Origin of the sequence: Thalassotalea euphylliae, assembly GCF_003390375.1 — a bacterium.
Taxonomy (GTDB): domain Bacteria; phylum Pseudomonadota; class Gammaproteobacteria; order Enterobacterales; family Alteromonadaceae; genus Thalassotalea_F; species Thalassotalea_F euphylliae_A.
This window is the reverse complement of sequence record NZ_QUOT01000001.1, coordinates 183,639-197,848: the sequence shown is the minus strand read 5'-3', so window position 1 is coordinate 197,848 and position 14,210 is coordinate 183,639. Positions and strand designations below refer to the sequence as shown.

The 14,210-nt window shown below is 42.8% G+C and carries 16 protein-coding genes; 11 read left to right on the top strand and 5 right to left on the bottom strand.

Features of this window, described 5'->3' with window-relative positions; all coding sequences use genetic code 11:
- Positions 1-19: 19 nt before the first annotated feature.
- On the bottom strand, positions 20-445 hold the full coding sequence (gene yfbV, locus DXX94_RS00955) for a terminus macrodomain insulation protein YfbV (RefSeq protein WP_116013274.1): 426 nt from the start codon (positions 443-445) through the stop codon (positions 20-22).
- A gap of 167 nt (positions 446-612) precedes the next feature.
- Here yfbV and DXX94_RS00950 point away from each other — a divergent pair, with 167 nt between their 5' ends.
- The 7 genes from DXX94_RS00950 to DXX94_RS00920 all read left to right on the top strand — a co-directional run bounded on the left by DXX94_RS00950 (position 613) and on the right by DXX94_RS00920 (position 7,207).
- Positions 613-1,809, top strand: a complete 1,197-nt coding sequence (locus tag DXX94_RS00950) for an acetate kinase (RefSeq protein ID WP_116013272.1) — start codon at positions 613-615, stop codon at positions 1,807-1,809.
- A gap of 3 nt (positions 1,810-1,812) precedes the next feature.
- Entirely contained in the window at positions 1,813-3,921 is a 2,109-nt protein-coding gene (gene pta / locus DXX94_RS00945) for a phosphate acetyltransferase (protein WP_116013270.1), read from the top strand.
- Positions 3,922-4,350: 429 nt separating this feature from the next.
- On the top strand, positions 4,351-4,743 hold the full coding sequence (locus DXX94_RS00940; RefSeq protein WP_116013269.1) for an ACT domain-containing protein: 393 nt from the start codon (positions 4,351-4,353) through the stop codon (positions 4,741-4,743).
- Between the two features lies 1 nt (position 4,744).
- Positions 4,745-5,092 (top strand): ArsC family reductase, encoded by a 348-nt coding sequence (locus DXX94_RS00935; protein ID WP_116013267.1) that lies wholly within the window; start codon positions 4,745-4,747, stop codon positions 5,090-5,092.
- A complete protein-coding gene (gene dapE / locus DXX94_RS00930; RefSeq protein ID WP_116013266.1) occupies positions 5,089-6,234 on the top strand; it encodes a succinyl-diaminopimelate desuccinylase in 1,146 nt (381 codons plus the stop codon). Before DXX94_RS00935 ends, dapE begins: the two co-directional genes overlap by 4 nt.
- A gap of 87 nt (positions 6,235-6,321) precedes the next feature.
- Complete coding sequence (locus DXX94_RS00925) at positions 6,322-7,014, top strand: M15 family metallopeptidase (protein WP_220348008.1); 693 nt, start codon at positions 6,322-6,324, stop codon at positions 7,012-7,014.
- A complete protein-coding gene (locus DXX94_RS00920) occupies positions 7,007-7,207 on the top strand; it encodes a hypothetical protein (protein ID WP_116000098.1) in 201 nt (66 codons plus the stop codon). The genes DXX94_RS00925 and DXX94_RS00920 overlap by 8 nt, the downstream gene beginning before the upstream one ends.
- Before the next feature lie 153 nt (positions 7,208-7,360).
- On the opposite strand, the gene bamC is transcribed toward DXX94_RS00920, so the two are convergent.
- Together bamC and dapA are read right to left on the bottom strand one after the other, a co-directional pair.
- Positions 7,361-8,446 carry an outer membrane protein assembly factor BamC gene (gene bamC / locus DXX94_RS00915; RefSeq protein ID WP_116013262.1) on the bottom strand — a complete coding sequence of 362 codons (1,086 nt, stop codon included), beginning with the start codon at positions 8,444-8,446 and terminating at the stop codon, positions 7,361-7,363.
- Positions 8,446-9,375, bottom strand: a complete 930-nt coding sequence (gene dapA / locus DXX94_RS00910; protein ID WP_258872058.1) for a 4-hydroxy-tetrahydrodipicolinate synthase — start codon at positions 9,373-9,375, stop codon at positions 8,446-8,448. Before dapA ends, bamC begins: the two co-directional genes overlap by 1 nt.
- Before the next feature lie 177 nt (positions 9,376-9,552).
- Between dapA and DXX94_RS00905 the strand changes: the two genes are divergently transcribed.
- Both DXX94_RS00905 and bcp read left to right on the top strand, forming a co-directional pair.
- The gene (locus tag DXX94_RS00905; protein WP_116013261.1) at positions 9,553-10,065 is read left to right on the top strand and encodes a glycine cleavage system protein R; all 513 of its coding nucleotides are present in this window, start codon (positions 9,553-9,555) and stop codon (positions 10,063-10,065) included.
- Positions 10,066-10,124: 59 nt separating this feature from the next.
- Positions 10,125-10,595: a thioredoxin-dependent thiol peroxidase gene (gene bcp / locus DXX94_RS00900; RefSeq protein WP_116013259.1), complete on the top strand. Its 471-nt coding sequence runs from the start codon at positions 10,125-10,127 to the stop codon at positions 10,593-10,595.
- A 114-nt stretch (positions 10,596-10,709) separates the two neighbouring features.
- Here the strand turns inward: bcp and DXX94_RS00895 are convergent, their stop codons facing one another.
- Together DXX94_RS00895 and DXX94_RS00890 are read right to left on the bottom strand one after the other, a co-directional pair.
- Positions 10,710-11,786 (bottom strand): AI-2E family transporter, encoded by a 1,077-nt coding sequence (locus DXX94_RS00895; protein ID WP_116000093.1) that lies wholly within the window; start codon positions 11,784-11,786, stop codon positions 10,710-10,712.
- A gap of 7 nt (positions 11,787-11,793) precedes the next feature.
- The gene (locus DXX94_RS00890) at positions 11,794-12,015 is read right to left on the bottom strand and encodes a sulfurtransferase TusA family protein (protein ID WP_116013257.1); all 222 of its coding nucleotides are present in this window, start codon (positions 12,013-12,015) and stop codon (positions 11,794-11,796) included.
- 99 nt (positions 12,016-12,114) lie between these two features.
- On the opposite strand from DXX94_RS00890, the gene DXX94_RS00885 reads away from it, so the two are divergent.
- Together DXX94_RS00885 and DXX94_RS00880 are read left to right on the top strand one after the other, a co-directional pair.
- Positions 12,115-12,750, top strand: coding sequence for a hypothetical protein (locus DXX94_RS00885; RefSeq protein WP_181901451.1), 636 nt, complete (start codon positions 12,115-12,117; stop codon positions 12,748-12,750).
- A 2-nt stretch (positions 12,751-12,752) separates the two neighbouring features.
- Positions 12,753-14,204, top strand: coding sequence for a M48 family metalloprotease (locus DXX94_RS00880; RefSeq protein WP_116013256.1), 1,452 nt, complete (start codon positions 12,753-12,755; stop codon positions 14,202-14,204).
- The last annotated feature ends 6 nt before the right edge of the window (positions 14,205-14,210 follow it).

The following is a 14,210-nucleotide window of genomic DNA, read 5'->3' as shown; positions in this document are numbered from 1 at the left end:
TGAGTACCTATCAGCAATACTACTTTTTAGCTTGCTGATAGGTCATATTTAACAGCTTGGCTAAATCAAGGTATTTAGGTTTGTTCACCGAAAGCTTTATTGAGCCGCCCTGCTGATTATAGCGAGCGACCCCTTGCTTATACCAAGCGGCAAGCGATGGTGGTAGCACTTTATCGGCATTTACGCCCAGCATAACCATGGCCTGAACAGGCATAGACAATAACAGGATAAAATAAAACAGGCCCATCACTACGCCATTTGTGGGTTGTAGGCCCAATTGCAAAATCAACGACAACACCGCCAAACCTGGGGCATAGTTAACCACCAAGCGAGCAAATCGTACCGTTTTATATTCAGCAAAGTACTGAGCCAACTCAGGCCGTTTTGGCCAAAGCTCCATGTATTGATAACCCAGTTTGATTAATGCAGAGACACTTAATTTCATAGCTTTAAATGTAAACCATACCTTTGGTAAAAAACAGTAAAAAAGAGTAATCGGATTTCTAATTGTAAATCACACATAGTATAATTAGAGCAAATACTTAAACTGTATTTTGGCAAAATAGACTAACCTTATTACGCTATTAGACAAACAACCAAATTTGAGTGGCTATGACTAAACAAACTATCCTTGTCATTAACTGTGGCAGTTCCTCATTAAAATTCGCACTTATTGATGTTGCAACCAAAGAAGAGTCGCTTTCTGGCTTAGCACAACGCCTAGGCGCTAGTGATGCTTCAATTACCATCAAGTTTAACGGCGAAAAGCAAACGTTTTCGTTAGCAGCGTCATACAACCATCAAGCGGCATTAGCTGCATTAATCGAGTTTTTACAAACGAACAGCCTAACTCAAAGCATAGTCGCTATTGGTCATCGTGTAGTACACGGTGGTGAAATGTATCATCAACCAACCTTGATTAACGATGAAGTCATGGCGCAACTGAAAAGTCTTAGCAACCTAGCACCACTTCATAACCCTGCCAATATACAAGGTATTGAAGCGGCGTTAGCGGCATTTGCTGACTTACCACAAGTCGCGGTATTTGACACAGCATTCCACCAAACGATGCCAAACAAAGCCTTTTTATATGCTGTGCCACAACAGTTGTACAAAGAACATAGCATTCGCAAATATGGTTTCCATGGCACCAGCCACTACTTCGTCAGTCGCGAAGCAGCCACCATGTTAGATAAAGACATAGAAGCATTAAGTTTAGTCACCGTGCACCTGGGCAATGGTTGTAGTTTGGCCGCAATAGAAGCTGGTCAAAGCGTTGATACTAGCATGGGCTTCACGCCGCTAGCGGGTGTTACTATGGGTACTCGCTGTGGTGATATCGACCCTGGCGTAATTTTCCACCTGACCACACACTGTGGTTATACGGTTGAGCAAGTTGATACTATGCTTAACAAAGAAAGTGGTTTATTGGGTTTATCTGGCATTAGCAACGACTGCCGTACGCTTGAAGACCAAGCGCTAGAACAAAACAACCCGCAAGCAAAACTGGCCTTAGATGTATTCAGTTTCACTATTGCTAAGTCACTTGCCGCAATGACAGTAAGCTTATCGAAATTAGACGGTATTATATTCACTGGTGGTATTGGTGAAAATTCCGATTACGTGCGTGAACAAATCGTAAAGCAACTGGCCGTGCTTGGTGTAGCAATTGACCCTGAGCTAAATGCACAAGCCATTCGCGGAAAATCACTTAACATTGCTACCGCTCCATCGCCAGCAGTGTTGGTTGTGCCAACTAACGAAGAGTGGGTTATTGCCAATCAAACTCACCAATTAATTCAAGGATAACTCATGTCACATCAAGTTATGTTAGTCCCTGCTGGCTTTGGTGTTGGCCTTGGCAGTGTGGTACTCGGTTTGTATCACGCTTGTCAGCAGCAAGGTCTTAAGGTTGTTCATTACAAGCCTATTTCACAGCCAGCGCGCAATGTGCGCCGTGGCAGAAAAGTAGAAAGTGCTAACCCAGATTCGCTTAGCTTACCGATTAGTTATGTTGAAGAAAAAATGGGCGATGGCGATCTTGAAGTTGTGTTAGAGCAAATTGTAGAAACATACAGCAAGCTAACACAAGAGTACGACATTGTTATCGTTGAAGGGTTAATTCCGACCACCAGACAACCTTATGCCGCGCGCTTTAATCGCGAAGTATCACAAGCCCTATCGGTTAATGTCGTCTTGGTTGCATCGCCTGATAATGATTCACTGGAAGAATTTGAAGATCGTATTGAAGTTTCTGCCGCAACATACGGTGGTTTAAAAAGTAAACGCTTAGTCGGTTGTATCATTAACAAAGTCAATTCGCCAGATACTGACGAATATGGTTTGCTGCCGCGTGAACACGAGGCTCAGACAACACTTGATTTGGACAGTTGGCAAAACCTTAGCATTTTTAACGATGCACGTTTTCGATTACTCGGTACTATTCCTTGGGAGCATGATTTAATCGCGCCACGCGTTAAAGATATTGCAGATTATTTAGGTGCTGACGTGCTCAACGAAGGTGACTACGAGCACCGCCGAATTCGCAGCGTTTCGTTTTGTGCCCGCTCAGTCGCCAACTTAACGAGTCACTTAGCTGCAGGTCGACTCATAGTTACCCCGGGCGATCGCGTTGATATTATCGTCGCTACTTGTTTATCAGCGTTAAACGGTACTAAAGTTGGCGCTCTATTATTAACTAACGGTTATGTGCCAAACGACAATGTAAAAGCGCTTTGCCAGCAAGCCTTAGATGCTGGTTTACCTGTGCTTTCGGTGCAATCTGATACATGGCAAACTTCTCGCTATATCATGAGTTTCAACCCAGAAATGCCAGAAGATGATGTTCAGCGCCAAGACAAAGTGAAGCAGTTTGTTGCCGATCACCTTGATCACGACTGGGTAGGCGAATTCACTGAAAACGTAGCCGTTAACCGTCAATTCTCACCGCCAGCTTTCAGACACAAGCTAACCGTATTAGCCCGTAATGCCGACAAGCTCATTGTTTTACCGGAAGGTAATGACATTCGTACGATTAAAGCTGCTGCCATCTGTGCAGAGCGCAACATTGCCCGCTGTCAGCTATTGGGCGACAAAGAAGAAATTCTGCGTTTAGCCGAGCAACAAGGAATCACCCTATCTTCGGGCGTGATCATCACAGATCCAAAAGAGATCATCGAGAACTACGTTGGCCCTATGGTTGAGCTGCGTAAGCACAAAGGCTTAACCGATGTTGTGGCACGTGAAAAACTGCAAGACAACGTTGTACTTGGCACCATGATGCTACAACTTGGTCAAGTTGATGGTCTGGTTTCAGGTGCAGTAAACACGACAGCTAATACCATCCGCCCTGCACTACAACTGGTAAAAACAGCACCTGACTCTAGCCTAGTTTCGTCAGTATTCTTTATGCTATTACCTGATCAAGTACTGGTATATGGCGATTGTGCGATTAACCCAGATCCTGATGCTGAGCAATTAGCTGATATTGCAATTCAATCTGCCGATTCTGCAGCACAGTTTGGTATTGAGCCGAAAGTTGCAATGATCAGTTACAGCACAGGTACTTCTGGCTCTGGCGCTGATGTTGAGAAAGTAACAAAAGCAACAGAAATCGCTAAAACAAAACGCCCTGACTTGATAATCGATGGGCCACTGCAATACGATGCGGCAATTATGGAAAATGTTGCCAAGAAAAAGGCACCAAACAGTCCAGTTGCCGGTCAAGCAACCGTATTTGTGTTCCCAGATTTAAATACTGGTAATACGACGTATAAGGCTGTACAAAGATCTGCAGACTTGATCAGTATTGGCCCAATGCTGCAAGGTATGGCTAAGCCGGTCAACGACTTATCTCGTGGCGCGCTAGTTGATGATATTGTTTACACCATCGCATTGACGGCAATTCAAGCAGATAAGTAAAAAAGTCTGACACTTTTCGCCATATCAAGCCAATTTAATTGGTAATGATGCACCAAATTGTAGCGGCTTTGACAAAAGCCGCTATTTTTAACCCTTTTATCCTGTTTTTTGCTGATGTTTAACTAGTCAAAAAACGAGCCATTATATTTTCCTTTATAATTCAAAAACTTTAAATCTTTCCCATGGTTTGCTAACAAACTTATCCACAGGTTTTGTGGATATCATTTTTTACCCAATTTGAGCAACTTGGCAATTTACTGGCGTTAAAACGCGATCTTTACCTAAGCTTTTTACGTGTTTTCACTCAAAATTACGCTTAACTGCATAAAACTATAATTCTTGTATACAAAACGCTAAAACCAGCGGTTAGTCAACGGCAGTAAAACTTGCTAAGATACAAACTCTTTAATGCCGACAATAGACGCAAATATGACCAGTAACACTCTGACATTACAATTGCTCTCGGAAACCTTTGCGATACATAGTTTAGCGCCAGAAAGTACCATTCCACCGGAAGCTTTTTCAGCGCCTATTTACTTTATTGCCAAAACTTACGACGAAGTATCATTGGTGTTGCCGCAATCCATTACACTGGACAGTGAAGATGTGGAAAAAGATTGGCGAGCTTTGGAAGTTGTCGGCCCTTTGGGCTTTAGCCTAACGGGTATTTTATCCCGTATTTCAAGTATTCTAGCGGCTGAGAAAATCAGTATATTCGCGATTTCGACGTTCGACACTGATTATATTCTGGTGAAAGATAACCTAATCAATAAAGCCATTGATGCCCTTGGCCATAATAATTACAGCATTATAAGAGACTAACATGACAACCCTATACGGCATTCCAAACTGCGACACAGTAAAAAAAGCAAGAAAATGGTTAGCAGAGCAAAATATTGAGCACGACTTCCATGACTTTCGCAAAGACGGCCTAAGTGACGAACTACTGACCTCTTTGCTTGAAAAAGCAACTTGGGAGCAATTACTTAATAAACGCAGTACCAGTTTTCGCAACTTAGCAGACGATATTAAAAATAACCTAAACGAAGCCACTGCCAAAGCCGCTATGCTGGCAGAGCCTACGCTCATCAAACGCCCAGTCACACTTATTAACGAACAAGTTGTGGTAGGCTTTAAAGCAGATACTTTCGCTGACACATTTTTATCATGAACCATCCTGTTATTGAGCTTGCGAAAGCGCTAATTGCACGTGAATCTGTTACACCAGAAGACGCAGGTTGCCAGCAGTTAATGGCTGAGCGGTTAGCACCGCTCGGCTTTGATGTTGAAAGTTTAGTGTTTGAAGACACAACCAATATGTGGGCACGAAAAGGCCAACAGCAACCGCTGTTTTGCTTCGCTGGCCATACCGATGTTGTGCCACCCGGTGACTTGACGCAATGGCACACTGCGCCTTTTACCCCTGTTATTCATAATAATATGCTTTACGGTCGTGGCGCTGCCGATATGAAAGGTTCGCTGGCTGCAATGATAATCGCCACTGAGCGCTTTGTTACCGATCATCCAGATCATCAGGGTTCTATTAGCTTTTTGATTACCAGTGACGAAGAAGGACCGTTTATCAATGGCACCACACGCGTCATTGACACGCTTGAAGCACGCAATGAAAAGATAGATCACTGCATTGTCGGTGAGCCATCAAGTTCGCACCAAGTAGGTGATGTCGTTAAAAATGGGCGTCGTGGCTCTATTTCTGGCGAGTTAGTGATCAAAGGCAAACAAGGTCACGTTGCTTACCCTGATCATGTCATTAACCCTATTCACCTTGCCGCCCCTGCATTAGCTGAGCTTAGTCAAACTGAGTGGGATCAAGGTAATGATTACTTTCCTGCCACCAGTTTTCAGTTAACCAATATCCACAGTGGCACGGGGGCAACCAATGTCGTACCGGGTCAGCTAACTGCGCTGTTTAATTTACGTTACAGCACGGAATTAGACGACCAAACGATTGTTAACCGCGTTAATGAAATCCTGACGCGTCACCAGCTTGATTACGACATTAAATGGACATACAACGGCAAACCCTTTATTACCGAACCTGGTGTACTATTGGACGGCGTGGTCAATGCGATTGAACAGGTAACTGGGCAAGCAACTGAGCTTTCAACATCTGGCGGCACCTCTGACGGTCGCTTTATTGCACCTACAGGTGCTGAAGTTATTGAACTTGGTCCGTGCAATGCGACCATTCATCAAGTGAATGAATGCGTTTCTTGTGACGATTTAATTAAGCTTGTCGATATTTATTATCACAGCATGGTCAATATTTTGTGCACCAAAGGCGCTGATTAGCATGCCTAAAACAACCTTTTCAGCAATGTAAAATAAACCGAATAAGGCTCACAAAGGCACTTAGCGAATTGTATAAACGAGTGAAATTTGACTAAATCGATAACTGTAACAACGGTAACAGGTATAGAAGCCCAGCATATTCAATGGCTGGATGAACGTCACGGTATAAACCATCAGGTGTACCATGCTTGGCAATCCATGGTTGAGGCCGCTGCTCACGAGCAACTAACATTAACACTTGCCAGCAGCTTCCGCTCTTTCGAGCGACAGTTGAGCATCTGGAATAGAAAGTTTCATGGCGAACTGCCAGTGCTTGATATCAATGAGCAAGCAGTCAATATGAGCTCGCGTAGCGATTTAGAAAAAATAAAGGCAATTATGTTATTCTCTGCCCTGCCTGGCGCCAGCCGCCACCATTGGGGTACAGACCTAGATGTTTACGCAAGCAACCTACTTGGCGACAATCAAGCGCTCAAGCTTGAGCAATGGGAATACCAAGCAGGTGGGCCAATGCACCGATTAAGTACATGGCTTGCTAAACACGCTAGTGACTTTGGTTTTTTCTTTCCTTACGATAAATACCGAGGTGGCGTTGCCGTAGAGCCTTGGCATATATCACACTTTGACAGTGCTAGTGATTTTCAAGCTAGCTTAACCCTAAATTGCCTAGCCGATTGTATTGCACAGGCAGAAATTGCCGGAAAGTCGGCTATTTTGAGCAATTTAGACGAACTCTACGACACTTATATTATGAATATTGGAGCTTATCCGCATGGATAATCATTGGGTAGTTATTCTAATTATCGTGGCGGTATTTTTATTTATCGTTGGTAACTTTAGTACAGTGCATAAAACAGCACAAAAGCCGATGCGTAAAAAAGGCTTGAACGATTTGGAAGAAACCTTACCGCGCAGTCCGAAAAAAGCGCAAGATGACGCGTTACCTAGCTTTAATAAAACAAAAAACTTATAAACCGCTTAAGTTTTTGCGCGTAAGCAGTGTAATAACCTAAATAACAAGCACTAGACGACGCCATCATTCTGGAGAAACAATTACTTAAAAGCAAAAAACTCCGATAAACTGAGTTTTTTGCTATTTATTACTTATTAACACTCAGTATTACGCTTACAAATCTCGGAAAGAAAGCGCAGGTTCCATTACTGGGAAGATTTGCTCTAACACTTCTTTCGTTAATGCTTGTTGTTCACTATTGTAAATGGTTAGTGCAGTGCTTTGTGATTCAGCCAAGGGTTTCAAGTGGAATTGATAGCTGGCATTGCTAAGTTCAATAACTGGCACATCATCGCCCCAAATTCGGTCCCAAAGGCTAATATCTGGTTGCGTGAAGTCAACAAAGTAAATCTTTTTGCTTTCATTCAAATCTGCAATATCAAAACCGTATCGTTCAAAAAAGATCGGTAGGTTTGACCATAACAAGTCTGTTTCCATTTCAACCACGTAAGCCGCTTCACCCTGAGGATTTTCACCAACAGTGACTAACTTTTGATTAGCGCGCATTAAGCGATTTTCTCGTTGTTGCAATCGATATTTATAATCAACAGTTGCCGTAATTTCGTTAAGCAACGCCATTTCAGCGCGATGCTTGTCAATAATGTTTGGTGTTTTAGTTGAACCTGATTGGTCGGTTTTCATGTAGTCAATCATGGAAACTTGCAATGAAACGCTACGGCCATGCGGCTTAGTTGTTAGGTCAAAGCGAAAACGCATACTTTCAGAGGCGTCTACTTGTTTGAAAATCCAGCCTGACTCTTCTTCACTGTGAAACCAATCAGACTCAAATGATAACGGTTTATCAGCAAGGCTATTAAACTCAACACTGCTTTCCAGCAAGGTATCTTTAACGGCTAATTCAATGAATTGTGCCAAGTCCTTGTCTTCAAGCACTTTATCAAACCAAATAATGGCATCATCATTTTCTGGCACAACACGCGAAGATGCTGCGATAGGCAAAACCAGCGATGGTGCTCGAACATCAACAGCTTGACCCACTGGACCTTGGGTATTTTTAACATTAGCAACCTTAAAGTCGCTCTTCGCTGCTGGCTTATCTAGCGACTGCGGCACGACTAATGGCGTTGCTTCCTCACCAGTTGCATATTCAAAATCGCCGGAAGCTTGGTTATGACGAACACTACTACATGCCGAAACGGAAAGTGCTAATACCGATAATAAAAGACTACGACGACTCATTAAATCTCCTGAAAATGTTGTGTTAAGTCAGTTAACGTTGCCGACATAACAGCCTGCCCTGCAGGAGTTAATTGGCATAAAGGCAAACGCATATGGGCGCTAGGTAAACGGTTTATTGCGCTCATCGCCCACTTAACTGGGATTGGATTTGACTCAACAAATAAATTTTTATGTAATTTTGCCAACTGCTGGTCAATTAACTCAGCTTGCTGGAATTTTTCTTGTTCTATAAGCTGCTGTATTTGCGCCATTGCCTTTGGCATCACATTAGCGGTCACTGATATTACACCGTCACCACCGAGTTTACAAAACTCTGTGCCAGATTCGTCGTCACCGCTAAGCAGCGCGAAGTTTTCTGGGCATAACTGGCGATGTTCATCTATGCGAGATAGTTCACCTGACGCATCTTTGATGCCGCAAACGTGAGATAGTTCCGCAAGCAGGCTGACAAGCTTTGGCGATAAATCACAACTCGTGCGACTTGGCACATTGTAAAGCAGTATGGGTAATTCGCTTGCTGAGTTAATCGCGCTGTAGTGTGCTAGTAAGCCTTGTTCAGTTGGCTTGTTGTAATACGGGGTGACCGTTAAGTAGCCATCGATACCGGTATCGTTGAGTTGCTTAGTAAGTTCAACAGCGTGCGCTGTGGCATTGCAACCATTACCGACAAGCACTGGAATTCGCCCTGCATTATGTTTTGCGCTCTGTTTTGCGCTAAAGCGGGCCAGCTCAATTTTTTCATTATCTGATAAGGTTGCAGACTCACCCGTTGTTCCAGCAATTACCAACCCTTGCGAACCTTGAGCTATATGCCAATCAATCAACTGAGCTAAGGCGCTATAGTCTATTTTCCCTTGCTCGGTAAATGGCGTAATTAAAGCGACAATGCTTCCTCTAAACATACCCGTAAACTTGTTAACTATTTTCATTACAACAAACTGCGCTCATGGTACTTGCCAGCCATGCTAATAACAAGGTGAAAGCCGCTTAGTCGGTGATTTGTGGCGATAATTCCACCACTAGCGATAATTTTTTGTAGGTAACTAATAATTTAAGGTTAAGTAAGTTACAATGCCGCCCTTTATTTATTCAAAAAACGGCGACGAATGTCTCAATATCTTGTACTAACTGCCATGGGCGCAGATAGAAACGGTAGTGTCAGTGAGCTTACTAACCTAGCAAGCGAGTGTGAATGTAATATTCTTGACAGTCGTATGGCGATATTTGGTAAAGAATTTTCCTTCATCATGTTACTGCAAGGCGACATGCGTGCCATCAATCAAATTGAAGCGCGTTTGCCCACCATGGCCGTTGAGCTTGAACTTATCACCATGATGAAACGTACCTCTGGCTACCATGTGCTCGATAAGACTCAAATGTACTCGGCAGAATACACGGGTATTGATCAGCCTGGTATTTTAAAAGCGGTTACCGCTTTTTTTGCAAATCGACAGATAGATATCTCGTCATTAAAGTCAGATATTGACCCTGTTACCAACAATATGAGTGCCAGCATTGAATTTACGGTCAATCAAGACACGAGTATTGATACTATCGAAACTGACTTTTTAGAACTTTGCCAGCAGTTCGATATTCAAGGTTGTATCCATAAGCAGTAGCTAGGCGGCTACGTGCAACCATCAGCAATGCTATAACAAATATAACGCAGGATTTAGATATGAATACACTACAAGTTGGCGATACTGCCCCATTATTTACGTTACCTGACCAAAACGGCGACGGAGTATCATTACAAGATTACATCGGCAAACAGCAAGTGCTTGTATACTTTTACCCAAAAGCAATGACACCTGGCTGTACAGTGCAGGCACAAGGATTAAGAGATAGTAAAACTGAGCTAGACAATCTAAACACTGTTGTCTTTGGTATTAGCCCTGATGAAAGCAAACGTCTAGATAAATTTTGCCAACGCGACGAGCTTAACTTCACCTTATTATCAGATGTAGATCACAAAGTGGCTGATGACTTCGGTGTTTGGGGATTGAAAAAGTTTATGGGCAAAGAATACGACGGTATTCACCGTTTAAGTTTTTTAATTGGCTTAGACGGTAAAATTAGTCACGTATTTAACAAGTTTAAAACGAAAAACCATCACGAGGTCGTATTAGAAGTACTTAACCAAGTATAAGCTTATTACTGGTTACATTTACCTTTTACAGACAAAAAGCCCTGCTTGGTAGTTTAACAAGCAGGGCTTTTTTATTTTTACGTGAAGCTAAGTTATGCGCCCAATTTAACGGCGTTACGCAGTCACAGACTGCTCCTCGTCAAGTGGCGTATTTGGAAAAGCATTAACAACGGCTTTCACTAATGTTGCCAGTGGAATAGCGAAAAATACGCCCCAAAAGCCCCACATACCGCCAAAGAAGATAACTGCGATGATAATGGTCACCGGATGTAAGTTTACCGCTTCGGAAAACAACACCGGTACTAGCAAGTTACCGTCGAGTACTTGAATAATTCCGTAAGCTAGCATTACGTATCCAAATTCTGGACTAACGCCAAATTGGAACAAGGCCACTAACATCACAGGTAAGGTTACCAGTGTTGCACCAACGTAAGGGACGAGTACAGACAAACCAACCAATACGCCAAGCAGCACTGAGTAGCGCAAATCTAAGAAAATAAAGGTAACCGTACTGACTGCGCCAATAATCAATATCTCGATTAACTTGCCGCGTATATAGTTAAGGATCTGCTGATTCATTTCCTTACCGACTTGACTCGCCATGCGACGCTCTTTCGGTAAAAATCGACTAAAGCCTGTCAGTAATTCTCGCTTATCTTTCAGGAAAAAGAAGATCATGATCGGCACAAGTATTAGGTAAATAATCAAGGCAACTAAGTCAGAAAGTGAGTTTAACGTTGCCTCAATCGCCACTTGTCCCCATTCCAACAATTTGTCGTTTGTCAGCGCAATCATATGCTCTATTTGTTCAGCTTGAACAATTTCTGGATATTTTTCCGGTAACGTCATCAAATAAGTACGACCTTCCGTGACCATATGCGGCACTTCTTGCATCAAGTTCGTGCTTTGCTGCCACACTATTGGCATCAACCCTAAGAAAGTGATTAACGAGACACCGACAAATGCAGCAACCACCATAATCACCGACCAACTGTGGCTAATTCCGGCATTAGTTAAGCGGTTAACTGGCAAATCAAGTAAGAAGGCAATCGCCATTGCCACAAATACTGGCATTAGCAAGCTGCTTAGGAAATAGACCGCCAAAAACGCCGTCACCAGAATAACCACGAGCGTGACGGCATGCGGATCTGAAAACTTGCGCGTATACCAGTCTTTAAAAAACCTGACCATAAAATTGTTACCTGATCCTAATATTGAGTTCTTGAATCCCATCATCAATGATGCTTGACGTGTATGGGTAATTAAGTTTGTCGAGCAATTTGGGAATATCGCTCTTCGATCCCGTGTCTTTTATTAATAATCGACAACTATCACCAATTTTCATTTTTTTCAGTAACACTCGCAGCTTAACTAAAGGCAACGGGCACACTTCGCCACTGGCGTCATACTGATAATTCATTGTAAATTGTTACACAGCTCTTTTGTTTGATTATCTAATTTGCGACAATCGAATACAACAAGTGTCGTAGTTTAATTTTGTTTTCAACCATTTGTATATATGCTGGATTTACCTGAAACATTCGATTTAAAAGAAATAAACGCTTTAAAAAAGCAGCTCACTTGGGGAGATGTTTCAGCGCTCTATCATATGGTCGCCAGTTCGGCAGGTGAACTTGATGGTATCCTCAGTCACGGGTTTGAAAGTGGCTACACCAATATTTTAGAAAAAAAGTACTGGAATCTAAATTTACTAAAAGGCAATGTTGATAATAGTGGTGAGATAACAGTTGCGATTAAACCACAAGTCAGCCTACGTCATGTATACAACGACATGGGCTATGAGCTTCATTGCTACCCTGTCATTCGCGGTCAACGAATGAATCACAACATGATCGATCACCCCATGTGTCCATTTCAACGCTGGATCCCAGAAGCGATGCGCCGCTTATTTCGCGTTAACAGTTTAATGTCATTTATTATGATAACCGCTGAAAACGGCGATCAAGCGGATGTCGCGCTGATCCGTCATATTTACCGCAGAGTAGAAAGATTAATTGGCTATTTGGATGAATCATTTGAAATCGTTGAGGTCAAAGGACCTAATATCGCTAGATTTTTCCAAGAAGCCATCAAGCATCACAAAGATGCACTTATCGCTGGTCTAGCTAACTCTAATAACAATGAAGTGGGATAATTTTGTTTAAGCTTAAACCTGTTTTACTCAGTATTGGTCTGTGCTTAACCATTGGTAGTTCTCCTATTAATGCACAACAAGACAAAAATGAATTACCTGAAATAGGGGCTGCCGGCTCAAGTATTTTATCAATCGATAAAGAACGCGTGGTCGGTGACGCCATGATGCGCCATTTAAGGGCCACACAACCTATTTTGCACGATCCGGTGATCACCGAATACCTTAACCACCTTGGTAACCGCTTGGTTAGAAATGCGCAAGATGTTAACTACAAATTTAAGTTTTTTGTTTTAAACAACAATGAACTTAATGCATTTGCCTTCTTCGGCGGCCATGTCGGTGTACATTCTGGGCTTATCACCACAGCTGATACGGAAAGTGAACTAGCGTCAGTACTTGCCCATGAAATATCACACGTTACGCAGCGCCATTTGGCACGTCGGCTGGAAGCGCAATCTGCCAACCAACCGCTGACGCTTGCGGGTATGCTCGGCGGTGTTTTGCTGACCTTAGTTAACCCAACCGTTGGTATTGCGGCACTAAGTACCAGCGTTGCGGCAAGCCAGCAAGCCTCATTAAATTACACACGAGGCAACGAGAAAGAGGCAGATCGCGTCGGCATCGCGTTATTGGTGAATAGTAATTTTGATCCAATGGGTGCACCGAACTTTTTTGGCAAGATGGCTGAACGGTTCCGCTATAAATCTAAGCCGCCGGCAATGCTATTGACCCATCCACTGCCAGAGTCTCGAATTAGCGATGCCCGTTTAAGAGCACAAAATTATCCAAGAACTCAGCTGCCACCTAGCCTCGAATTTGAGTTGGCTAAAGCGCGCATTCAAGCGCGATATCAAGGTGAGCCGAAAAACAATATCACGCAATTTCAGCACATTCTTAAACAGCAACAGTACGCCATTAAAGAAGCGGCTAACTATGGTTTGGCACTTTCGTATTTTGCCAACGAAGACTACAACCAAGCAAAACAGTTGTTAGAGCAGCTACTGGCTAATGATAAGCGTAACTTGTTTTATGTTGACGCATTAACTGATACCTACCTCGAACTAGAGGAGTATCAAAGTGCAATCGACATGTTGGCAGCGCTGAATTTATTAATGCCAAACAATCAAGTGGTCGCATTGAACTATGCTAACGCACTGCAAAAAAACCAACAATACGATCAAGCTGAACAAGTGCTACAAGACTTCTTACTCGTCAAACCAAAGCACTTTATTGCTTACGACTTATTGAATGAAGTTTACCGCAAAGCGAAAAAAACAGCGTTGATGCACACCACACAGGCAGAAGTTTATGCCCTACTAGGCGCTTACCCTAAAGCAATTGATGAGTTGCAAACAGGTTATAATTTCGCGGAAGGAAAACCACTAATCCAAAAGCGAATTAAAGCCCGTATTTTACAATTTGAAGACCAACAAAATAAACTAAAACGCCTGTAAGCGATT